This is a genomic window from Ignatzschineria sp. RMDPL8A (assembly GCF_029815055.1).
Taxonomy (GTDB): domain Bacteria; phylum Pseudomonadota; class Gammaproteobacteria; order Cardiobacteriales; family Wohlfahrtiimonadaceae; genus CALZBJ01.
On the sequence record NZ_JAPPWA010000002.1, the window covers coordinates 1,592,028 to 1,615,339 of the forward strand.

Consider the following 23,312-nt stretch of genomic DNA (forward strand, 5'->3'; position numbering starts at 1 on the left):
ATTCAAAAAAAATTGCACTTTAGCCTTGAATATCCAAATCCCATCTCCATATTACCTTCAGAAAGAGAATTTAATCAGTTTAAACAAACACGTTTTTATAGCGTTTTATCAATAATTCAAACTAAATTTTAAAATTATATTTTTGAGGTAATTATATATGTCTAAAATCATCGGGATTGACTTAGGTACAACTAACTCATGTGTTGCCATTATGGACGGCGAAAAAGTACGCGTTATCGAAAACGCCGAAGGCGATCGCACTACTCCATCAATCGTTGCGTACACAGAAGATGGTGAAATCTTAACCGGTCAACCTGCAAAACGCCAAGCGGTGACCAATCCTAAAAACACTCTTTTTGCGATCAAACGTCTTATCGGACGCCGTTTTGAAGATGCTGAAGTTCAAAAAGACAAAGATCTTGTCCCCTTTGAAATCGTTAAAGCAGACAACGGCGATGCGTGGGTATCAGTCAAAGGCGAAAAAATGGCACCTCCTCAAATCTCAGCGGAAGTGCTTCGTAAAATGAAACAAACCGCTGAAGATTATTTAGGTGAAAAAGTAACAGAAGCGGTGATCACCGTACCTGCATACTTTAATGACGCACAACGTCAGGCAACTAAAGACGCGGGCCAAATCGCTGGTCTAGATGTTAAACGTATCATCAACGAACCTACTGCGGCTGCCCTTGCCTACGGTATGGATAAAAAAACCAAAGACGAAAGCAAAATTGCGGTATTTGACTTAGGCGGCGGTACATTCGACATCTCAATTATCGAAATTGCCGACGTTGATGGCGATAAACAATTCGAAGTACTTTCAACCAACGGAGATACATTCCTTGGCGGTGAAGACTTTGACGCGGTAGTGATCGACTACTTAGTTGAAGAGTTCAAAAAAGATTCAGGCATTGACCTTCGCAACGATCCATTAGCGCTTCAACGCTTAAAAGAAGCCGGTGAAAAAGCGAAAATCGAATTGTCATCATCACAACAAACCTCGATCAACCTTCCTTACATCACAGCTGATAGCACAGGTCCTAAACACTTAGACATCAAAATGACCCGCGCAAAACTCGAAGCATTAGTTGAAGAGTTAATCGAGCGCACATTAGAGCCATGCCGTACAGCGCTTAAAGATGCTGGTTTAGCCGTATCACAAATTGATGATGTGATTTTAGTCGGTGGTCAAACCCGTATGCCGAAAGTTCAAGAAAAAGTGAAAGAATTCTTCGGTAAAGAACCCCGTCGTGACGTGAATCCTGACGAAGCAGTGGCATCGGGCGCCGCAATCCAAGGCGGTGTATTAGGCGGTGATGTGAAAGATGTTTTACTACTCGACGTTACCCCTCTTTCGCTCGGTATTGAAACCATGGGTGGCGTGATGACAAAACTGATCGACAAAAACACCACAATCCCAACCAACGCGAGCCAAGTCTTCTCAACAGCGGCGGATAATCAGCCTGCAGTAACGATTCATATCTTACAAGGTGAGCGTCCACAAGCATCACAAAACCATTCACTTGGTCAATTTGACTTAACAGATATTCCACCAGCACCGCGCGGTGTTCCACAAATCGAAGTGACCTTTGATATCGATGCAAACGGGATTATGAACGTCTCGGCGAAAGATAAGTCAACCGGTAAAGAGCAATCGATTGTGATTAAATCAAGCTCAGGATTATCGGAAGATGATATCGAGAAAATGGTAAAAGATGCGGAAGCAAACGCGGAAGAGGATAAAAAATTCCAAGAGCTCGTGACCGCACGTAACACGGCAGAACAGATGATCCATGCCTCTGAGAAATCTCTCAAAGATCTTGGTGACAAAGTGACTGACGATGAGAAGAAAAATATTGAAGCGGCAATTGAAGAGACAAAAGAAGTCTTAAAAGGCGATGATGTTGATGCAATCAAGGCAAAAACTGATGCTTTAACAACCGTTGCGGGCGAGCTTGCACAGCGCGTTTATGCGGAACAAGGCGGCGATGCAGCCGGCGCAGCTCCCGGTGCTGAAGAGGCGCCAAAAGACGACAATGTTGTTGACGCTGAGTTCGAAGAAGTTAAAGACGACAAAGATAAAAAATAATCATTCTGAATGAATTGATTGAGTAACAAAGAATCCTCAGAGAATTTCGATTCTCTGGGGATCTTTCCTGAAAAAGAGGGCTCTCTGAGTCATTTTATTATTCCGCATCTAGGCTCACAGATTTAAGCGCACGATGTTGATCAATAAGATGATTCTTCATCCCATAATGGCGGCTCGTAAGAGCATTAAATAAACAGATAAACGGTTAATAAGGAACGATCATTATCCATGGCAGAACGCGATTATTATGAAGTGTTAGGGATTGAAAAAGGCGCATCGAAAGATGAGATTCGCAAAGCATATAGACGTCTTGCAATGAAATATCACCCTGACCGTAATGCTGACAAAAAAGAAGAAGCAGAAGAGAAATTTAAAGAGGTTCAAAAAGCCTATGAAGTGCTCTTTGATGATGAAAAACGCCAAATGTATGACCAATACGGCCATGCAGGAGTAAACGGTCAAGCCGGTGGGTTTGGCGGGGGCGCTGGCGGATTTGGTGGCGCAGATTTTGGCGATATCTTCGGTGATATGTTTGGCGATATCTTCGGCGGAGGTGGACGCTCTCAAGCAAATCGAGCCTATCGTGGCGATGATATTGGCTATCAACTCGATATCACCCTAGAAGAGGCTGCTTTCGGCACCACAACGCGCATTAGTGTCCCGACAACCGTTCATTGTCATCACTGTAATGGATCAGGCGCAGCCGCAGGATCAGAGCCTGTCACCTGCCCAACCTGTCACGGACAAGGCCAAGTGCGCATGTCGCAAGGGTTCTTCTCCGTTCAGCAAACCTGTCCGGACTGTCAAGGACGCGGTAAGAAAATCACCAATCCGTGTACCAATTGTCATGGCACAGGCCAAGAGCGCAAAACAAAAACGCTCGAAGTGAAAGTGCCAGCAGGCGTTGATACGGGCGATCGTATTCGTCTTTCAGGCGAAGGAGAAGCGGGCGTTAATGGTGGCCCAAGTGGCGATCTATACGTCCAAATTCGCGTGAAAAAACATGCGATCTTCACCCGTGATGATCAGCATCTTCACTGCGAGGTTCCCGTGAGCTTTGTTACGGCAGCACTCGGTGGTGAAATTGAAGTCCCCACCCTTGATGGCCGTGTTAATTTGAAAATTCCGGCTGAAACACAAACGGGCCGAATCTTTAGACTCCGCGGAAAAGGAGTTAAACCTGTACGCGGTGGCGCTCAAGGCGATCTACTCTGCGCGATTAAAGTGGAAACGCCGGTGAAACTGAGTAGCGATCAAAAAGAGATGCTCCGTAAATTTGGCGAAACCTTAGGGGAAAACCATGTCCCCCAGCAAAATAGCTGGCTCGATGGCGTAAAGAAGTTCTTTGATGGTCTCGGGAAATGAATGGCTCAGTGGTTCAAAACTCGATCAAAAAAGTAAATAATTTTAGATCTTGTCAAATTTTTACAATTGACCCACTATAATCGAAATTGTTAATAAACATAACGTACAAGCGCAGGCAATATTAATATCTCTATCACTCTCTTAAGTACCCTCTTAAGTCCCCCTTAGCGATATTGCCCGCGCTTTTTTACGCCACGAATTTATCCCCGTTTATCCTCTTCTTTATAAAACACCCCTATCTCTTTGATTTTAGTCGATTAATCGATTATCCTAATGCGATGGTTATTATCGCTTTTTCCCTTCTTGCGAGTGCGCTCTGGCTAATCTTATCGCCCTACTCGCTTATGCTGACCTTAAGTTTCCTCGCACTTATTTTTATCATTCCGCTAGCGCTTTATTTGCAAACTCTAACACACTTCTCAACCTCAGGATTTGCATCAAAAACACGGCACTACTCAGCTCTATTTATGATGATCGGGATGGCACTTGGTATTTCACTCTATCTACCGAGATTAATCGATTATCAAAATGCTATTCATGAGGTTCACAAAAAAGTGAACACAGCGACGCGCTACCAATTTAAAGTGCTGAAAAATCCCACTCATTACGACCGATTAACCATCGAAGTCCGCGCTAAAGACTCGCCGCTAAATGGAAAGAAGCTCTATCTTTCTCTCAATAATGCTCTATTAAAAGAGCAGATGCCGGCAAGTTCCATCCATGAAGCAGAGCTTATCATTAATCCAATTAAAACAGTTCACCGCCCTAATAAACCTTACCGGAGACTTTACCTCCTTGCCAATGAGCTGATCGGTAGAGCGTCGCTCACGAATTCCGATGAACTGATCACACTTAAATCTGCCAACTCGGTTGAAACGATGAGAAACACTCTCTATCACTATTTTGACGGGTTAACCCAGTACGAAAACCGCGCCTACTTTAGTGCGCTCACTGTCGGCATTACCGATTCACTGACTCAGCATGATTGGAATGTGCTGCGTAAAACTGGCACCATTCATCTCGTTTCGATTTCAGGCCTGCATCTAACCTTTGTGGCCTTTTGGAGCTTTCTAATTTTGCGCTATCTCATCGCACTCTTTAAACCCATACGTTTTGCCCCTTATCAGCTAGCTGCCCTCCTTTCGATCGGCGTTGCCCTTTTTTATGCGCTCCTTGCCGGTCTCTCGCTTCCAACCGAGCGCGCGCTCTTAATGTACATCATCGCGATGATCACGCTACTCTTGCACAGGCCGATTTTCCGCCTCCATACGCTTGCCATTACCTTTATTATTATGATGATGGTGATGCCCTTAGCGCTTCTTTCCATCGGTTTTTGGCTCTCATTTACTGCTGTTGCAATTTTAATTCTGCTCAGTCAATATCGCTGGGGCGTGATTAAAACGTTATTTTTAACGCAATTAACCGTCAGCTTTTTCCTTATGCCGTTAACCGCCCATTTCTTTGGTGAAGTCTCACTCATTAGTCCACTGACGAACCTGCTCGCGATTCCTTGGACAACGCTCTATATTCTCCCAACGCTTCTTATCGGCACACTATTACTGCCCTTCGAGTTTTTATGGGGAATCTCGCTGAGCACGCCCTTTTTTACCATCACCAATCTCGCGCTTAGACTCTTTCGCTACGGACTTGATTATATGGTTATGCTTCCCTATAGTTCAGTTAAAACGCCCTATATTGCGCTTTTTCCAACGGTGATTTTAACCCTGCTTCTCCTTTTAATTTTAAGGCGAAAGCGAGCTCACACCAGTAGATGGAATCCTTACAGAGGCCTCTCAATTCTCTATCCCATTCTCTGCTTAATGATTCTTGTCGGCCATTATCTCCTTCCTAAAAAGACTAAAGAAGGACTCTATTTAATGCCGGTAGGTGAAGGCTTATCGGCGCTCGTTGTCACCGATGAGATTACCTTTTTATACGATACGGGGCGGTATTTTCGCCAATTTGATCCCGGGCGGGATGTGATATTGCCAACGCTCAATCGCTTAAATATAAAAGCTCCCGATGCCCTTATTTTAAGTCTCTACAATGGTCAGCACACAGGTGGAACGCGTTCGCTGTTAACCAAATATCCTCAAATACCTGTATTTGCCCACTCCTCTTTATTAGCATGGACCGATGGAAGTCGGCATTGCCACGAGTTCCAACACGAATCTGAACGTCTCACCATTACCCCCATTAAGACGATCAAGAGCAGTTGTAGTTATTTTGTAAGAATGGAAAATGAGCTGATTATCCTCTTATCAGACCCCACAATACGGGAGTTTCGGAATCTCTCTATCGATCTCAATCAAGCGCTTTTTGAGCATCAAAATAAAAATGGTGATGCGCTCAATGTTACACTACTATTTCCTAAACAGGGGCAATCTCGCGGGTATACTGACTTCTATGCATGGAAAGAATTGGTTAAACATCATGATATTACCCTCCTATTTTCCACTCGAACCATTCATGAAGATTATTATAATCAGCCGGAACTTAAACCCTACTTTAATGCCTACGATGGCATGCTTCGGTTACCTTTTAACGCATCTAAAACCGATTATTCTCGTGAAATAGATCAAGCGATCGATTGTCGCCGATTTTGGTGGATAGATTGCACAAATAATACCCAAATACCCTGTAAATCAATCCTAAACAGCGTTAAGTGACGGTAAACGGGGTTTAATTTTGGAAAACGCGCTACACATTCACTCCATGAATGGTAAAATAGCCCAATTATTTGCAAACAATAACAAAAAAAGAGAATTCCATGAGGATATTATTAATCGATATTGGGAACACCACGTGCGATGCCAGAGCGTACGACCCAAGCGATCAAAGCATCACTCCCCTGTTTCGCATCTTTAGCCGAAAACTCCTGATTAATGCACCGGCGCTATTGCAAGAACATGTCGGTGCGCTCAACGAGACTTTTAGCAAGATTATCTACGTCTCTGTTGTGCCGGAGCTCAATGATCTTGTGCGTGATTTAGGGCGCTCGCTCTCGATTGAAGTGATTAATATCCGTAATGATATCGCCTTTGATCAATCGCCCTTTAAGCTTAAAAATATCCATCTGCTTGGCGCCGATTTTGTGGCCAACTATTTTGGATTTATGGCGCATTATCCGTGCCGAAATGTGGCGATTGTCGCTCTTGGTTCAGCGACGACGATTTTTCTCATTCAAGAGGGGAATTTTGTTGGAACGACCATCTCTCCCGGCGTGACTTTTAGTTTAGAAGCGCTCTTAAGTAATGCCTCCTTACTTGAGCAGATGGATTATCAAATGATTCCGGAAACACTTGGGAAAAATACCTTTGAATCGATCTCAATTGGCTCCATTAAAGGTCATTACCATATGATTATGGGGCTCATTGGGGAGATGAAAGAGGAGTATCGTATCGATAAAATTCTCTTTACTGGAGGCAATGCCCGTTTTTACGAAGAGCGCTGTGAAAAAGAGGGGGTTTTGATCGATGAAGAGCTCATTTTTAAGGGGTTAATCAATCTTTATGAGGCAAAAGGTCGCCTTCCCGCACCGCCGAAAAAGCCCCAATTAAACGAGACGCAAATAACGGAATAATTTCTACTCCATTTTGAAGGTTCCGTGCTAAAATAGTGCCTTATGAAGACCCCTAAATTTTGGCAACAACGCACGCTTTGGAGTTATCTATTCCTACCGCTCGCGCTTCTCTATCGTGGGATTGCGTCGCTTGACCGTTCCATTAAATTAAAAAAGATGCAAACACTGCCACGTCCGGTGATCGTGGTGGGCAATATTAATTTAGGGGGCACAGGGAAAACGCCGGTGACCATTACGCTCGTCAATCGCTTTAAAGCACGCGGTTTTAATGTCGGTGTATTATCGCGAGGCTATGGCCGTAAAACCGATGCGCTTCTCATTGCAGATACCCATCATAGCGCAAGCGATCTTGGCGATGAGCCCTACTTAATTTACCAAAAAACAGGCGTTCCTCTGGCGGTTCACCGTAATCGATATGAGGCCGGAGTCGCGCTCTTAAAACAGCATCCTGAGATCGATCTTTTTATTTGCGATGATGGGCTACAGCACCATATTTTGCACCGCGATCTTGAGATTGGGGTTGTTGGAAAACAAGGCTTTGGCAATGAGCTAGGATTTCCTGCAGGTCCGCTGCGTGAACCGATTTCACGATTGAACAAAGTAAATTTTATTATCAATAATAGTGGGAATTTGGATCTAAAAAAATACGATTTCATCCCGCCTCAATTTACGCTTCAAAGTGTGTTAAATGAAGCGATTAACCTTAAAACCGGGAAGGCAAAACCCCTCTCTCATTGGCAAAACCAAGGCGTTTCTGCCATTGCTGGCATTGCGTATCCTGAGCATTTTTTCGCCATGTTACGCGATCATAACATCGATGTGATGGGATATGGATTTCCCGATCATCACCATTTTACAAAAAAGGATCTCGCCGCCCTTGATACGCCGCTCTTCATGACTGAAAAAGACGCGGTCAAATGTCAAGATTTAGCGCTTGATTTAGACAATGCATGGAAAGTGCCCCTTGAAACAACTTTACCGGAGGCGCTGATTGATGCGATCTTAAAAACCCTTAATTTAGACGTGAAACCAAATAGCAAAACCCACGTTTAGCGCATCTCTACTATGCTTTAGATAGAAAATCGATCCTATAAAAACAACTTAAGAATAACAAAGCGTGAGCGCAATAGACAAATAAATTAAACCCGCTCCGCTCAACGGGGATCTAACATCCCATGAGGAAACCAATATAATGAGTCAAAACGACCCAAAAACAGACGAATATTTCATTCGATTTAAAGAAAATGACCCTGAGTATGCCGTTCAGGTTGAACAATATGGCAAAGCGATTCCGAGTCGCGATTTTATTTTAGAACTCCTTGAATTTTACCAAAGTTTAGATCGCACGATCGATTTTGATGGAGTGAGCCGTGCCTTTAAACTCCGCAAAGTGTGGGAGCTTGATGCGCTTGAAAACCGCTTAAATGCGATGATTCGCCAAGGACAGATCTATCTCAATCAGCACGATCAGATCAAAAAAGTTGATCCCTCAGAGCCGATTGAAGGGATTGTTCAAGGAAAAGCGGAAGGCTTTGGTTATCTTGATCCGATCGATCCCGACGGGAAAGGTAAGCGCGAAGATTCGCTCTTTATTCCGCCCTATGAGATGGAATATCTTCTCCATAATGACCGCGTGAAAGCGCTTCCCCTTGGCACCGATCGTCGGGGTCGTCGCATTGCAAAAATTACCGAGATTGTGGAGCGCGGCTTTACCGAGTTTTTCGCCCGAGTACATCGTGAAGAAGGGAGCTATATTTTAGTGCCTGAAAATCGCGACATCTCGCAACACTTTTTAGTCCCGCAAGATTCCGATAAATTGCAAGCAAAGCATCTCGATATTGTCCGCGCGAAAGTGACGCAATATCCCGATAAAAATATGATTGCCATGGCGGAAATTGTTGAAGTTTTTGGCGATACCGCAACCGTGGATATCGAAATTGAACAAGCGCTCCTTGAGCACAATATTCCCAATATTTTCTCGGCAGAAGTGGAATATGAGGTGAGTAAAATCCCTAATAAAGTGCTCGAAAGTGAACATGAGGGACGCAAGGATTATCGCGATCTACCGCTTGTCACCATCGATGGCATTACCGCCCGCGACTTTGACGATGCGGTCTATTGTAAGCCGATTAAAGATGGCTATCGCCTCTATGTTGCCATTGCGGATGTGTCGCACTATGCGCGCCGTGGCTCTGCGATTGATAAAGAAGCGCACCTTCGCGGAACGTCAGTTTATTTCCCGCGTAAAGTGGTGCCGATGTTGCACCGCGATCTCTCCAATGGTATCTGCTCGCTCAACCCTGATGTCGATCGTTTAGCGATGGTGGCTGAGCTCGATATCGACCATAATGGTGAGCTACAAAACTATCATTTTTACGAAGGTGTGATGCGTTCTCATGCGCGCCTTACCTACGATCTGGTCTTCGATATTATTAGTGGTGATGAGCTTCTACGTGAAAGCTATAAAGAGCTCACGCCCGATCTCGATAATCTCTACAATCTTTTTAAAGTATTGCGTAAACAGCGTGAAAAACGCGGTGCGCTCGACTTTGAAACTGTGGAAACACTTATCTTATATGATGAAGAGGGACACATTGAAAAGATCGTTCCCGATTCCCGTAACGATGCGCATAAAATCATTGAAGAGTGCATGATTACTGCGAATATCGCTGCGGCAAAATTCTTAGAAAAGCTTGAGATTAACGGACTCTATCGAGTGCATAATACGCCCGATCCTGCGAAACTTGGCCAGCTCCGTTCCTTCTTAAAAGAGTTTAATATCGGTCTTGGCGGAGGTGAAAACCCCTCACCACTCGATTTCTCTCGCGCTCTTGAAGCGGCCAAAGAGAAAAATGAATTTGAGATGATTCAAACGGTCATGCTCCGTTCGCTCTCGCAAGCGGTGTATCAGCCGGAAAATAGTGGGCACTTTGGGCTCTCATTAAGCCACTATGCGCACTTTACCTCGCCCATTCGCCGTTATCCTGACCTTTTAGTCCACCGCGCGATTAAACATATTATTCGCAAACGGGATAAAAATGAGTTCTATAACGATGCTGAAATGATCGCGCTTGGCGAGCATTGCTCAATGACTGAACGCCGCGCTGAAGATGCGGAACGCGATGTGATTGCATGGCTTAAAGCAAGCTATATGCAAAACTTCATTGGCGATGAATTTGAAGGCCATATCACCGGCGTTACCAATTTCGGGCTCTTTATTGAGCTTGAGGATATCTTTATTGAAGGGCTCGTTCATATCTCCCAAATGGATGGCGATTTCTTCATTTACGATGAGATTAAACACCGCCTGATGGGCGAACATACCGGTTTCCAATATCGTCTCAATGATAAAGTTAAAATCCGTGTGGTTGAAGCCAATCCTGAAACAAAACACATTGACTTTACCCTCTTATCTCCGGTGATTGGTGGCGATAAAAATAGTGGTAAAAATGCAGGCAGTCGCCCACCGCGTCGCCGTTCTAATAACGATTCGAAAGGTCATCGCGGGAAATCTAATTCCGTTCGTAAAAAAAATGATCGTACGGATAAAAAGAGCCGTCGCAATCGTCGTAAAAAACGCCGTTAATGCGTAAATATTAAAGGAGATCGCTGCTGTGACTATTGAGTATCGTAAAATTATTCATATCGATATGGATGCATTTTACGCCTCAATTGAGCAGCGCGATCATCTCGAGTATCGCGGCAAACCCGTTGCCGTTGGCGGGAAATCGAATCGCGGCGTGGTGGCTGCTGCAAGTTACGAGGCGCGCCAATTTGGGGTTCATTCCGCGATGCCTATGCGTACGGCGCTGCAAAAATGCCCTGATCTTATTGTGGTAAAGCCGCGATTTGAGCTCTACCGCGCCATCTCTCAATCGATTCGTGACATTTTCCATGAGTATACCGATCTCGTTGAACCGCTCTCGTTAGATGAGGCGTTTTTAGATGTGACCGACAATTTCCATCAAATTGAGCTTGGCATGGATGTGGCCCTTGAGATTAAACGGCGCATTAAAGAAACCCTCAATCTCACCGCTTCCGCCGGTGTCTCTTATAATAAATTTCTTGCCAAAATCGCGTCTGATGTTCGTAAGCCCGATGGTCTTTTTGTGCTTCATCCACTCAATGCCCCGCGCTTTGTCGAGGCGCTCCCCATTGAAGATTTTTTTGGTGTTGGTGCCGTAACTGCAAAAAAAATGCATGCCCTTGGCATTAAAACCGGCAAAGATCTTAAAGCCTGGAATGAAGAGGCGCTGATTCGTGAATTTGGTAAGGCGGGACACAGCTATTATCTCTACGCCCGCGCGATTGATGATCGGCCTGTCAACCCGAATCGAATTCGTAAATCTGTTGGCGTTGAAGAGACTTTCTTAAACGATCTTAACAGCCATGATGAGGTAGTCGATCTCCTTAAAATGATTCACGCCGAGCTAATTCGTCGTTGCCGAAAGCATGATTTTCGCGGACGTACGCTCACTCTTAAAATTAAATACTATAACTTTAAGCAGATTACCCGAAGCCGCACCGTCAATTTTGATCTCAACACCGAAGAGCATTTTATCTGGCCCCTTGCCCTTGAGCTGTTATCAGAAGTGCGTGAGCATCGGCGCATTCGGTTAATGGGCCTCACTCTTCACAATAGCGATGAAGAAAAGCATGAGCTTAACAATGAGCTCAATCAGCAAACCCTTCCATTTCATACTCTCGCTTAATTGCCCACTCTCCTCTATCCTCTTTCCCCTTACCCATCAAGGGATCTTCGAACACACTTGCAGTTTATTCCTCAGCTGATTATGATGAATTAATGGTGGTTACCAATAAAAATAAGGAGTGAGTTCACGATGCAAACGATCCCTAAAAATCAGTTCAAGCTTAATCTACATGAAAAAACGATCCAAATAGGTGCGCGTTTAGGGCTTGCCGACGGCACAACCGCAGATATCGCAGCGCACAGCGGATTTGATTGGCTCTTAATTGATGCCGAGCATGGCCCCAATGATCTCAAAGCAATTTTAGAACAGATTCGCATTATTGAAGGGCATCATAATGTGAGCTCTGTCGTTCGTTTACCGGCAGCGGATCCTATTACGATGAAACGAATCCTAAATATTGGCGCGCAATCGGTGATGGTGCCGATGATTGAGAGTAAAACGGAAGCTGAAGCGATGGTAAAAGCGGTGCATTACCCGCCCAAAGGCGTTCGTGGCGTAGCGGGAAATATTTCTCGCGCCTCTCGTTGGGGGGATATTCCCAATTATCTCCTCCATGCTGAAGAAGAAATTGCACTGATTTTACAAGTGGAAACGGTGGAAGGACTCGATGCACTCGATGAGATTTTATCCGTGAAAGGCATCGACGGAATTTTTATTGGCCCAGCAGATTTAAGTGCCTCGATGGGCTATTGCAGCCATCCTGATCACCCGAAAGTCCAAGCGGTGATCCATGATGCTATTTTAAAAATTCGTAAAGCCGGTCTCCCCGTTGGGCTGATTCATAATGATCCGGTGTTTATTAAACATTATATGCACATTGGCGCCTCCTTTATGATTGTTTGCAGCGACGCTTCAACGCTCCGCCGTGCCTATCAAGAGATTTTAGAAGAATACGAATAACGCCCATAAAAAAGCCCCGCTATATCGATCTCAATCGAATAATAACGGGGCTTATGGAGTGATTGTTTTAATTTTTTCTATTCTTTATCCCAAATCTGCGGATATTTATACCCTGCAAAACGTTTTGCTGCATACGCTTTAAACGCCTCTGAGTTATAGGCATTTTCAACCGCTTCTACCCAAGGCCTTCCTAAATCTGAGCGTTTAATAGCCGCCCAATTAATAAAGGTAAATCCGCCTTCGGTATAGAGCGCATCGGTAAAGGAAATTCCTGAACTTGCTGCATAGTTACCCGGAATAATGGCAAAATCCACATCATCACGGGAGCGCGGAATTTGCGCCGCTTCAAGCTCAATTAATTCAACCTCATAATTAAATTGCTTAATATCGCGTTTTGATGCTTTAAGCTGATCGATGCCCTCATTTAAGGTAATAATCCCCATCTCATCGAGCATCATTAAGGTGCGCGCAAAGTTACTTGGATCATTTGCTACAGAAAAGGTCAATTTCCGTTTGCCAAGCTCATCAAGGCTTTTGCCTTTCCCGGTGTAAACCCCTAAAGGCCCGGTTGGCACTTGAAAAAGCTCCACTAAATCGAGATTATTCGACGTTTTAAACGCATCCAAATAAGGTTTATGTTGGAAGACATTAATGTCGATCGAACCTTCGGCTAATGCACGATTGGGCTGCACATAATCGGTAAACTCAACGAGCTTTATAGTGTAACCATCTTTCGCCATCTCAGGCTGAATGAACTCTTTGACCATATCGCCAAAGTCACCGACGGTTGTACCGATCACAATGGTTTTCTTCTCAGATGCCCCGCTCGCATCCTCTTTAGACGCGCCGGTTGCTGCATCATCAGAACAGGCAGTCGCAAGGAGTGCAAACGAGAGAAGTGCTGCCCAGCGGGTAATAATTGCTTTCATTATAGACCTCTTATTTACTCGCTTCGCCCCACGCTGATGGGAATTGGAAGCCTGGGAATTTAGTGGTGATATACTCTTTAAAACGCTCTGAATTGTAGGCCGCTTTCACATCTTGATACCACTGTGAATCTTCATCTTCTACCCGAATTGCTGACCAATTGATGTAGTTAAAGTTTGGTTCATTTAAGATGCTATCGGTTAATTTCATGCCCGCTGATAAGACATAGTTACCGTTAATGGCAGCAAAATCAACATCATCTAATACCCGTGGAATATTCGCCGCTTCAAGCTCGATAATATCGATATTGAGAATGTTTTTGGTGATATCACGCTTTGACGCGGTAAGTGGATCGGTGCCCTCGCGAAGCTCAATCCAACCTAAATAATCTAAGATGACAAGCACGCGTGCAAAGTTACTTGGATCATTTGGCGCGGCAACTTTACTGCCCTCTTTCACTTGATCAAGTGATTTTAAGCGACCAGGATAGAGTCCGTAAGGCGCCGTTGGGACTTCAAACCCTTCTTTAATATTTAAACCGTGCTCTTTTTTAAAGCTCTGTAAATAAGGAAGATGTTGGAATACGTTGATATCTAAATCCCCATTTGCAAGCGCGAGATTTGGTTGAACGTAATCGGTAAATTCGATCAATTTTACTTTATAGCCCTGCTCTTCTAAGATCGGCGCAATCGAGTATTTGATCATGTCGTAAAATTCACCGGTAGTTGCCCCAAAGCGAATCTCTTTTTTAACGCCACCTTCAGTTGTTGCGTCGTCCCCACTGCCACATGCCACTAGGACGGAGAGTCCTAATACTACGGCAAGACTTTTAAACCATTTTTTAAACATTTCTGCCTCCTAAGCGATTTGTAATAATTCACTCGTTTTATCCCTATTGGATTATCGATTATCGATTATCGTTTATCGAGTGATCGTGAAATTTTGTTACCCAGTGATTGAATTAAAATAACCATTGCCGTCAAAATAATCATGATGGTGACAATGACCTCCGGCTGATAGCGCATGTGACCGTGGCGAATTGCTAAGTCTCCAAGACCGCCGCCGCCAATCATCCCCGCTGCCGCACTCGCCGATAAGATACTGATGGTTAAAATCGTAACGCTTGACACAATGCCCGAGAGCGCCTCAGGAATGAGCACTTTGAAGATGATCGTTTTCGGATCGGCCCCCATCGAGAGCGCCGCTTCAATCACCCCTTTATCCACCTCACGTAAATTTTGTTCCACTAAGCGCGCAAAGTAAAAAACGGCTGCGATGGTTAAGGTAACGGACGCTGCAATCGGCCCAATGGTTGTGCCCGCGACTTTTTTCGCAAGCGGACTTAAGGCAACCATCAAGATGATAAAAGGAAACGCACGGAAAAAGTCTACGACAATGCTGTTAACCTTATAAAACGCATGACGCTGATAGAGCGAACCTGGACGCGTAATATAGAGAATAATTCCGAGCATCAACCCGATAATTACCCCCGTCGTTACGGAAATTCCAAGCATTGTAAAGGTCTCTTGCGTCGCCTTTAGAATTTCAGGTTTTAGGTCGACCACGTTTTCAACACGTGATGCGAATGTCTTTGTAGAACTCATTCTAGATCATCCTTTTTCATTGATGTTAAACCAAACGCTTTTTTCAATCACAAAAAAAGCCCATATCGACGTCGACACAGGCTTTTTATAAATTCAGTGATTTATCCATCTCTTTCGAGATTCTCACGCTTTAGCTGTATTCCTTGCCCGCAAGCTGTATCAAATCGGCATGATTACTATTAAACGCCTTTTAAAAATTTTGTCAACCCCAATGAATAAAAAAGTGGGCAATATTTTTATCTCGCGAAAAATGCATCGTAATCGGCGGCTTTAAAGCCCACTAGCCCCTTTTGATTTTCACCAGAATCACCCGCCGTTTTGAGTAAAACTGGGCGCTTAATCAATGTGGGCTCGCGCAGCATAATCGCTTTTACCACCGCAACCTCGTCAATCGTCGCCTTTTCCTCATCTGAGAGATTGCGATAGGTGGTGCTGCGTTTATTGACGAGCTCTTTTAAAGGAAATTGTGCTAAAAACTGATCGATCAACACTTCATCAATGCCATCGACGCGATAATCATGAAACGTATACGCAATCCCTTTCTCATCAAGATACTTAAACGCTTTTTTCATTGTGTCACAATTTTTAATGCCGTAAATCGTTACCATCGATCCCTCTCCTACATTTTATCCGTTATTTTCCGTTTTAATGTCGTTCTTAATGTCGCTATGCAAACAGGCAATTTGATGCGCCTTTTCACCGCGTAACTCAGGCATTATCGTAGCACATTTTGCATCCGCTTTCGGACAACGCGTACGGAATACACAGCCTGAGGGCGGATTGATCGGCGAGGGCAGATCCCCTTCTAAAAGATCTTGAGATTTATGGCGTTCTTTTTCAGGATCGGGAATCGGCACGGCACTTAACAGCGCTTTGGTATAAGGGTGGCTTGGATTTTGATAGACAGCACGCTTTTCGCCAAGCTCCACAATATGGCCTAAATACATCACTAATACGCGATCTGAGATATGTTTCACGACCGCTAAATCATGGGCAATAAAGATCAGCGAGAGCCCCATTTCCGCTTGCAGTTTACGCAAGAGATTGATCACCTGCGCTTGAATGGAGACATCGAGCGCGGACACCGGCTCATCACAAATTACGAGCTTTGGCTTTAAAATAAGCGCGCGTGCAATCCCGATTCGCTGACATTGCCCGCCGGAAAATTCATGCGGATAACGGTTAATGAGATTCGGTAGCAATCCCACCCGCGTCATCATCGCCTCTACCTCCACTTTCACCTCTTTTTTAGAGAGATGAGGCGAATGCGTTTTAAGCGGTTCTGCGATAATATCACCAATAGTCATGCGGGGATTGAGCGATGCTAGAGGGTCTTGGAAGATCATCTGCATCTCACTGCACAGCATCTTTTGCCCCTTTCGATCAAGGTTATTGAGATCTCGCCCGAGCCAGACAACGCTCCCTTCTGTTTTCGGTGCAAGCCCGATAATTGCCCGTGCTAACGTTGATTTTCCACACCCCGATTCCCCAACAATGCCAAGCGTCTCCCCTTCATAAAGGGAAAAGGAGACACCATCCACCGCCTTCACCGCTTGGGCGCGCGTTCGAAATAATCCCACCCGCTCTTTAACCGGAAAATGAACTTTAAGATGATTCACCGTTAAGATCGTTTTCGGCGCCTCTATTTTATTTATATTGTGTTCTTCCATGATCCCTCCTTATAGCGCTCCACTCTCTAAATAACAGGCCCGCAAACGCCCTCCCGACTCTTTAACGAGTGGCGGCGGTAATTCCAAACAAGCGCCAATTGCTTGCTCGCAGCGAGGTGAAAATGGACAGCCTTTTGGAAGCGCCAATAAATTTGGCGGATTACCCGGAATTGTGCGAAGTTCTGCCATCGAATCTGATTCAAGCCGTGGAATTGCGCTAAGTAATCCTTGCGTATAGGGATGTTGTGGCGCGTAAAAAATCTCGTGCGCACTCCCATATTCCATCGTCCGCCCCGCATACATCACCAGCACCTTATCGCAGACGCCGGCAACAACGCCGAGGTCGTGGGTAATCAAAATAATCGCGGTGTTAAATTCCTGCTGAAGCTCTTTTAAGAGTGCCATAATTTGCGCTTGCACCGTGACATCTAGCGCCGTGGTCGGTTCATCGGCGATCAGGAGTTTCGGCTCACATAAAAGTGCCATCGCGATCATCACACGTTGCCGCATCCCACCAGAAAATTCATGGGGATACATATTCATCCGTTTTTTCGCTTCCGGCATTTTTACCGCATCGAGCATCTGCAAAGAGCGATTAAACGCCTCCTTTTTCGATAATCCTTGATGAAGGCGCAACACTTCCATCAGCTGATCGCCCACCTTCATATAGGGATTGAGGCTTGTCATCGGATCTTGGAAGATAATGGAGATATCATTGGCGCGAAGTTCGTTAAGCGCCTTTGCCGGCAAGTTTAAAATCTCACGCTCATCAAATAAAATGGAGCCCTGCGCCCGACCATTTTGGGCTAAAAGACCCATCAATGCGAACGCCGTTTGGGATTTCCCGGAGCCTGATTCACCAACAATGCCGAGGGTTTCCCCACGATTAAGAGCAAAGTTTAGCGAATCGACCGCAATCACATCGCCCTCTTCCGTCTTAAAGGTGACATTTAAATTCTGTATCGATAATAATTCTGACATCCTGCCTCCTACCGATCTTTTGGATCGAGTGCATCGCGCAATCCATCGCCAATAAAGTTAAAACAAAAGAGTGTGATGATTAAAAAAAGTGCGGGAAAAATTAAGAGCCATGGCGCGACTTCCATCGAATTTGATCCATCACTTAATAACGCGCCCCAACTGCTGAGCGGCTCTTGCGTTCCAAGCCCTAAGAAACTCAGAAAGGATTCAAACAGAATCATATTGGGCACTAACAGCGAGGCATAGACCACCACAACACCCAAGACATTGGGCACGATATGACGAAAAACGATCATCGGCGTTGAAACGCCCGAAACCTTCGCTGCTTCAATAAACTCTTTATGTTTAATGGTAAGCGTCTGCCCGCGCACAATCCGCGCCATATCAAGCCACGACACCATACCGATCGCAACGAAAATCAGGAAGATATTTTGCCCAAAAAAGGTCACTAGCAAAATTACGAAAAACATAAAGGGAAAGGAGCTTAAAATCTCAAGACCGCGCATCATAAAACTATCGATCTTACCGCCTAAATAGCCAGAAATCGTGCCATAAAAGGTGCCTACAATCACCGCAATCAGCGCCGCTGCAACACCCACCATCAGCGAAATTCGCCCACCAATGGCAACGCGCACTAAAAGATCTCGCCCTGATGAGTCCGTCCCAAAAAAGTGTTTCGACTCAAAATCCGGGCCTTCAGACATCATGCCCCAATCGGTATCATCATATTCAAACGGGGAGAGATAGGGAGCCACGATCACAAAAAGAGTGATCATGACCAAAATAAAAAGGCTCACCATCGCGGCACGATTGCGCACAAAGCGGCGCCACGCATCTTGCCATAAGCTCCGCCCTTTTACCGCTAAAGAATCGGCAACTTGCTCCGCCACCTCACGGTTTTTTGTTTGATTCATCATCAACATCGCTATCCTCCTTAATAACGAATTTTCGGATCGATTACGGCATATAAAATATCCACAATCGCATTAAAGAGAATCGTTAAACTGCCCACTAAAATCGTCAAACTTAAAACCAGCGAATAATCTCGATTGAGCGCGCCATTAACAAAGAGTTGCCCAATCCCGGGAAGCCCAAAAATAGTTTCTACCACCATCGAACCGGTAATAATTCCCACAAAGGCCGGCCCAAGATAGGAAAGCACCGGTAAAAGCGCCGGTTTTAACGCATGTTTAAAGATAATTCGGCGAAGCGGTAATCCTTTGGCTTTCGCCGTACGAATATAGTTTGAATGGAGTACCTCAATCATCGAACTGCGCATAATGCGCGAAATGCTGGCAATATAGCCAAGTGAGAGCGCAATCATCGGCATCAACATATAGATAAATTCGCCATTATGCCAACCGCCTGCAGGGAGTACCGGCCACTTAATCGCAAAACTTAACACCAAGAGCGGCGCGACCACAAAGCTCGGAATCACAATCCCGATCATCGCAAATCCCATCACTCCATAATCAATCAAACTATTTTGTTTTAACGCAGCAATGGTTCCCGCGGTAATACCGAGCGTCACCGCAACGATAAAGGCAAATAGCCCCAGTTTAAGCGATACGGGAAAGGCATTAGCGACAAGCTCATTGACCGTATAATCCCGATATTTAAACGACGGGCCAAAATCGCCCTGCATCAATTGCCACAGATAATCGAGATATTGCTTCCAGATCGGCACATTAAGATTATATTTTGCCTCGATATTGGCGAGCACCTCCGGCGGGAGCATGCGCTCACCGGTAAAGGGACTCCCGGGGGCTAACCGCATCATAAAAAACGATAGCGTAATTAAAATCAGCAGCGTCGGAATCGCCTCCAAAAAACGCCGAACAATAAATTTAATCATGATTCTTAGTATCCTTCTAAGCTAAACATTTCCCTATTAATTAACGATGGCGTCTGTGCCGATCCGGTGAATTTCTTGAACGTTTTGTAGTTGTGGGCTCTTTTAGGTAGAGATCTTTGGTATAAAATCCATCCATCGTATTTTGGTTGCTATACCCGCCGACATAGGGCTTAATCAGCCGCGCGCTCACATAATAATAGATCGGTAAAATGGCCGATTCCTGATCGAGTACCGCCTCTGCTTTTTTATACATCTCGCGCCGCTCATCTTCTGTTTTAGCAAGCACAGCCTCTTCCATAGCGCGGTCAAAGGCCTCACTTTTATAGCGCGCGGTATTGATGCTACTATCGGATTTGAGCATATTTAAAAAGGAAGATGGCTCATCGTAATCGGCGCACCAACCCGAGCTCGACATCTCATAATGCCCGCCATAACGGCGATCTAAAAACGTCTTCCACTCTTGATTGGTGAGCGTCATCTCCACCATGCCATCGAGCGATTGTTTCCAAATGGAGGCAACGGCAATGGCGATCTTTTTGTGCCCCTCTGAGGTGTTGTATAAAAATTCAAATCGAAGCGGATTGGATTTCGAATAGCCCGCCTCTTTTAGGAGTGCTTTCGCTCGCTCGGCCTGCTCTTGATGAGATGCTTCAAACCAAGCTGGCGCGTATTCGCCCATTCCCGATGTGTAAGGAGGTGTGAGTCCATAGGCTTTTCGTTCGCCATGATTTTTCACCCGATTGACAATAATGTCACGGTTGAGCGTAATTTTAAGCGCTTCACGCACTTTGGGGTCGTTAAAAACCTCTGCCTCATGATTCATCTCGTAATAATAGGTGCAGAGCTTTGGATTAATATGCAGCTCATCGCCCAGCTCTTTTTTAACCCGATGAAAGAGATCAATCGGCACCGTTGCGGCGATATCGGTCATCCCGCTGCGATAAAAATTAAGGTCGGTAATTTCAGAGGCGATCGGTAAAAAGGTCACCTCATTAATAATGGTGTTCTGATTATCCCAATAGTGAGAATTTCGCGTGAGGACAATCTTGTCATTGACGCGCCAAAATGAGAGTTGATACGCCCCATTTCCCACGATATTATCGGGCTGAGTCCACTTCTCGCCGTGAGCGTTAATCGTCGCTGCATGCACCGGCATTAACGTCGTATGCGCCGTCAGTTTTGGGAAATAGGGAATCGATTCCGTAAGATGAATTTCAAGCGTATGGGAATCAAGTGCCTTAATCCCGAGCGATTCCACCGGTTTTTCACCATGAATCACCGCAGTTGCATTTTCAATATGCGCTTGCTCTAAAAAGCTTGAATAAGGGGAAGCGGTTTTCGGATCAGCAACCCGCTGCCAACTATAGACAAAGTCGAGCGCGGTGACCGGATCGCCATTTGACCACTTGGCATCTGTCCGCAAATGAAATGTCCAGATCCGTCCATCATCACTTTTCCAGTCCGTTGCAACGCCGGGGATAATTTCACCATCAGGAGAGGTAATCGTCAAACCTTCAAAAAGATCGCGCGCCAAATTAGACTCTGGTACGCCCACCATCAGATGCGGGTCGAGCGATTGTGGCTCAGTCCCATTATTGCGCACTAGAGTTTGTGTCTCTTTGAGCATCGTCCCTTCTGGAACTGTCGCGGCAACAAGCGTTATGTGAGTCACGAGTGAACTAAGCGCCACTGCCCCGAGCACACTAAAAAGCACCGAACGATGTCGATTCACCATGATTCTCCTCCCTTTTTAATCCGATTAATTCATTATGAATGGCATTAATTGAGATAAAGCCGATAACGCGATAACGCCCCGCCCAATCTCAATGATGCTTTATTCATTGTGCCAAACCCGTGGCACGGTTTTATGATTAATGTTTGATTATGTAGAGATTTTTGGTGTAGGTACTGCCAAGCGGGTCTTTCCCGGTATAGCCACCAACGTACGGTTTCACCAAGCGCGGATTCGCATAATAGAAGACCGGGACAATCGCCGTATCACGATCAAGCACTGTTTCCGCCTCTTTATAGATCACCGCACGAGCGGCTTCCGTCTCGGCGCGCACGCTTTTTGCCATCACCGCATCAAAATCGTCACTCTTATAGTGAGCGGTATTATTGCTGCTATGAGAGAGCATAATATTTAAAAATGACGATGGCTCATTATAATCGGCGCACCAACCTGCACGCGCTACCTGATAATTGCCTTGGTGACGCGAATCTAAGAAGGTTTTCCACTCTTGATTTTCAAGCTTCACATTAATAAGGCCACCACTATTTTGCTTCCACATCGATGATGCTGCAATGGCGAGCTTTTTATGCAGATCGGAGGTGTTATATAAGAGATTAAAATTGAGCGGATTGCGCTTACTGTAGCCCGCCTCTTCTAGGAGTTTAGCCGCTTTCTGGTTACGCGATTTTTGATCGAGGGTAAACCACTCCGGTGTATCGGTCTCCATGCCCGCAATAAAGGGTGGCGTAAATCCGTAAGCTGGCATATCACCCTGATCTTTAATTTTATGCACGATAATGTCGCGATCGAGTAGCAATTTTAACGCTTCACGCACCTTAGGATTATCAAAGGGCGCCACTTGATTATTGATCTCATAATAATAGGTACAGAGATAAGGGTCGATATGCACCTCATTGGGCAGATCGGTGCGCAATTTCTGGAAAAGCTCGATTGGCATATTATTGTAGGTGATATCAATTTCGCCACTGCGGTAACGATTGACATCGGTCACTTCTGACGCGATCGGTAAAAAGGTCACCTCATCGATGATCGTCTGCCCGTTATCCCAATATTCAGGATTGCGCTCGAGGACAATGCGCTCGTTTACTACCCAATTTTTAAGTTTATACGCCCCATTTCCCACAAAGTTTTGCGGCTGTGTCCAGCGTTCGCCATGGGCTTCCACCGTTTTTTGATGCACTGGCGATAAGGCTGTATGCGCCACAAGTTTTGGAATGTAGGGAACGGCTTCACTTAAGGTAATCTCAAAGGTTTTATCATCAATCGCGCGAATGCCAAGGCTCTCTGCCGGCTGTTCTCCTTTAATAATCCCATCGATATTATCGATATGGGCATATTGTAGATAACTTTGGTAGGGAGAGGCGGTATTTGGGTCTGCTAAACGCTTCCAACTATAGACAAAATCATGAGCCGTCACCGGATCGCCATTGGACCACTTTGCCTCATTGCGAAGGGTAAAACGCCACACGCGGAACTCGTCATGCTCCCACGCTGTTGCGCTTCCCGGAATGACATTGCCCTCAGGATCGATAATGGTGAGCCCTTCAAACAGATCGCGCGACAGTTGCGACTCAGGCACCCCTTCAATTTTATTCGGGTCAAGCGATTGTGGCTCAGAGCCATTATTTCGCACCAGCACCTGTTTATCGGCAAGTGTAACGCCCTCTGGAACTGTTGCGCCCTGTGCAATACCGCCCGCCATCAGAAGTGACAGCGCCACCGTTAATATCGATTTACGCCCAAATGTGTGATCTAATTTCATTGGAAGCCTCCTCCCTAATTCATTATGTTCTCTATTTTTTATTATTGTGTGTGATCCATCTATACGATCATTTTTAGGTTCTATTTTTATGACTCTATCACCCATCAATCTACA

18 protein-coding genes are annotated in these 23,312 nt (G+C 45.2%); 8 read left to right on the forward strand and 10 right to left on the reverse strand.

Annotated features, from left to right (window positions below; genetic code table 11):
* Positions 1–157 precede the first annotated feature (157 nt).
* From dnaK to OXI21_RS08730, 8 genes are all read left to right on the forward strand, one after another.
* The gene (dnaK, locus tag OXI21_RS08695; RefSeq protein WP_279619178.1) at positions 158–2,086 is read left to right on the forward strand and encodes a molecular chaperone DnaK; all 1,929 of its coding nucleotides are present in this window, start codon (positions 158–160) and stop codon (positions 2,084–2,086) included.
* Between the two features lie 228 nt (positions 2,087–2,314).
* Positions 2,315–3,451, forward strand: coding sequence for a molecular chaperone DnaJ (gene dnaJ / locus OXI21_RS08700; RefSeq protein WP_279619179.1), 1,137 nt, complete (start codon positions 2,315–2,317; stop codon positions 3,449–3,451).
* 278 nt (positions 3,452–3,729) lie between these two features.
* Positions 3,730–6,120 (forward strand): ComEC/Rec2 family competence protein, encoded by a 2,391-nt coding sequence (locus tag OXI21_RS08705; RefSeq protein ID WP_279619180.1) that lies wholly within the window; start codon positions 3,730–3,732, stop codon positions 6,118–6,120.
* A gap of 101 nt (positions 6,121–6,221) precedes the next feature.
* Positions 6,222–7,034, forward strand: a complete 813-nt coding sequence (locus OXI21_RS08710; protein ID WP_279619181.1) for a type III pantothenate kinase — start codon at positions 6,222–6,224, stop codon at positions 7,032–7,034.
* A 42-nt stretch (positions 7,035–7,076) separates the two neighbouring features.
* Positions 7,077–8,087, forward strand: coding sequence for a tetraacyldisaccharide 4'-kinase (lpxK, locus tag OXI21_RS08715; protein WP_279619182.1), 1,011 nt, complete (start codon positions 7,077–7,079; stop codon positions 8,085–8,087).
* Between the two features lie 139 nt (positions 8,088–8,226).
* A complete protein-coding gene (gene rnr / locus OXI21_RS08720) occupies positions 8,227–10,620 on the forward strand; it encodes a ribonuclease R (RefSeq protein ID WP_279619183.1) in 2,394 nt (797 codons plus the stop codon).
* Between the two features lie 28 nt (positions 10,621–10,648).
* Positions 10,649–11,746: a DNA polymerase IV gene (dinB, locus tag OXI21_RS08725; protein WP_279619184.1), complete on the forward strand. Its 1,098-nt coding sequence runs from the start codon at positions 10,649–10,651 to the stop codon at positions 11,744–11,746.
* Between the two features lie 129 nt (positions 11,747–11,875).
* Positions 11,876–12,646, forward strand: coding sequence for an aldolase/citrate lyase family protein (locus OXI21_RS08730; protein ID WP_279619185.1), 771 nt, complete (start codon positions 11,876–11,878; stop codon positions 12,644–12,646).
* A gap of 77 nt (positions 12,647–12,723) precedes the next feature.
* Here OXI21_RS08730 and OXI21_RS08735 read toward each other — a convergent pair whose 3' ends face one another.
* The 10 genes from OXI21_RS08735 to oppA form a co-directional block, all read right to left on the reverse strand.
* The gene (locus tag OXI21_RS08735) at positions 12,724–13,575 is read right to left on the reverse strand and encodes a MetQ/NlpA family ABC transporter substrate-binding protein (RefSeq protein WP_279619186.1); all 852 of its coding nucleotides are present in this window, start codon (positions 13,573–13,575) and stop codon (positions 12,724–12,726) included.
* Between the two features lie 10 nt (positions 13,576–13,585).
* Positions 13,586–14,422, reverse strand: coding sequence for a MetQ/NlpA family ABC transporter substrate-binding protein (locus tag OXI21_RS08740; protein WP_279619187.1), 837 nt, complete (start codon positions 14,420–14,422; stop codon positions 13,586–13,588).
* 65 nt (positions 14,423–14,487) lie between these two features.
* Entirely contained in the window at positions 14,488–15,177 is a 690-nt protein-coding gene (locus OXI21_RS08745) for an ABC transporter permease (protein WP_279619188.1), read from the reverse strand.
* Between the two features lie 236 nt (positions 15,178–15,413).
* The gene (locus OXI21_RS08750; protein ID WP_279619189.1) at positions 15,414–15,785 is read right to left on the reverse strand and encodes an ArsC family reductase; all 372 of its coding nucleotides are present in this window, start codon (positions 15,783–15,785) and stop codon (positions 15,414–15,416) included.
* Positions 15,786–15,803: 18 nt separating this feature from the next.
* A complete protein-coding gene (gene oppF / locus OXI21_RS08755) occupies positions 15,804–16,847 on the reverse strand; it encodes a murein tripeptide/oligopeptide ABC transporter ATP binding protein OppF (protein WP_279619190.1) in 1,044 nt (347 codons plus the stop codon).
* Between the two features lie 9 nt (positions 16,848–16,856).
* Positions 16,857–17,828 (reverse strand): oligopeptide ABC transporter ATP-binding protein OppD, encoded by a 972-nt coding sequence (gene oppD, locus OXI21_RS08760; RefSeq protein WP_279619191.1) that lies wholly within the window; start codon positions 17,826–17,828, stop codon positions 16,857–16,859.
* An 8-nt stretch (positions 17,829–17,836) separates the two neighbouring features.
* Positions 17,837–18,745 (reverse strand): oligopeptide ABC transporter permease OppC, encoded by a 909-nt coding sequence (gene oppC / locus OXI21_RS08765; RefSeq protein ID WP_279619192.1) that lies wholly within the window; start codon positions 18,743–18,745, stop codon positions 17,837–17,839.
* A gap of 17 nt (positions 18,746–18,762) precedes the next feature.
* Positions 18,763–19,683, reverse strand: a complete 921-nt coding sequence (gene oppB / locus OXI21_RS08770; RefSeq protein WP_279619193.1) for an oligopeptide ABC transporter permease OppB — start codon at positions 19,681–19,683, stop codon at positions 18,763–18,765.
* Between the two features lie 40 nt (positions 19,684–19,723).
* A complete protein-coding gene (locus OXI21_RS08775) occupies positions 19,724–21,418 on the reverse strand; it encodes an ABC transporter substrate-binding protein (RefSeq protein ID WP_279619194.1) in 1,695 nt (564 codons plus the stop codon).
* Between the two features lie 136 nt (positions 21,419–21,554).
* Positions 21,555–23,198, reverse strand: coding sequence for an oligopeptide ABC transporter substrate-binding protein OppA (oppA, locus tag OXI21_RS08780; RefSeq protein WP_279619195.1), 1,644 nt, complete (start codon positions 23,196–23,198; stop codon positions 21,555–21,557).
* Positions 23,199–23,312: the final 114 nt, after the last annotated feature.

Coding starts and splice junctions, on each gene's coding strand:
- dnaK (WP_279619178.1), top strand. CDS start 158: ATGTCTAAAATCATCGGGATTGACTTAGGTACAACTAACTCATGTGTT.
- dnaJ (WP_279619179.1), top strand. CDS start 2,315: ATGGCAGAACGCGATTATTATGAAGTGTTAGGGATTGAAAAAGGCGCA.
- OXI21_RS08705 (WP_279619180.1), top strand. CDS start 3,730: ATGGTTATTATCGCTTTTTCCCTTCTTGCGAGTGCGCTCTGGCTAATC.
- OXI21_RS08710 (WP_279619181.1), top strand. CDS start 6,222: ATGAGGATATTATTAATCGATATTGGGAACACCACGTGCGATGCCAGA.
- lpxK (WP_279619182.1), top strand. CDS start 7,077: ATGAAGACCCCTAAATTTTGGCAACAACGCACGCTTTGGAGTTATCTA.
- rnr (WP_279619183.1), top strand. CDS start 8,227: ATGAGTCAAAACGACCCAAAAACAGACGAATATTTCATTCGATTTAAA.
- OXI21_RS08730 (WP_279619185.1), top strand. CDS start 11,876: ATGCAAACGATCCCTAAAAATCAGTTCAAGCTTAATCTACATGAAAAA.
- OXI21_RS08735 (WP_279619186.1), bottom strand. CDS start 13,575: ATGAAAGCAATTATTACCCGCTGGGCAGCACTTCTCTCGTTTGCACTC.
- OXI21_RS08740 (WP_279619187.1), bottom strand. CDS start 14,422: ATGTTTAAAAAATGGTTTAAAAGTCTTGCCGTAGTATTAGGACTCTCC.
- OXI21_RS08745 (WP_279619188.1), bottom strand. CDS start 15,177: ATGAGTTCTACAAAGACATTCGCATCACGTGTTGAAAACGTGGTCGAC.
- OXI21_RS08750 (WP_279619189.1), bottom strand. CDS start 15,785: ATGGTAACGATTTACGGCATTAAAAATTGTGACACAATGAAAAAAGCG.
- oppF (WP_279619190.1), bottom strand. CDS start 16,847: ATGGAAGAACACAATATAAATAAAATAGAGGCGCCGAAAACGATCTTA.
- oppD (WP_279619191.1), bottom strand. CDS start 17,828: ATGTCAGAATTATTATCGATACAGAATTTAAATGTCACCTTTAAGACG.
- oppC (WP_279619192.1), bottom strand. CDS start 18,745: ATGATGAATCAAACAAAAAACCGTGAGGTGGCGGAGCAAGTTGCCGAT.
- oppB (WP_279619193.1), bottom strand. CDS start 19,683: ATGATTAAATTTATTGTTCGGCGTTTTTTGGAGGCGATTCCGACGCTG.
- OXI21_RS08775 (WP_279619194.1), bottom strand. CDS start 21,418: ATGGTGAATCGACATCGTTCGGTGCTTTTTAGTGTGCTCGGGGCAGTG.
- oppA (WP_279619195.1), bottom strand. CDS start 23,198: ATGAAATTAGATCACACATTTGGGCGTAAATCGATATTAACGGTGGCG.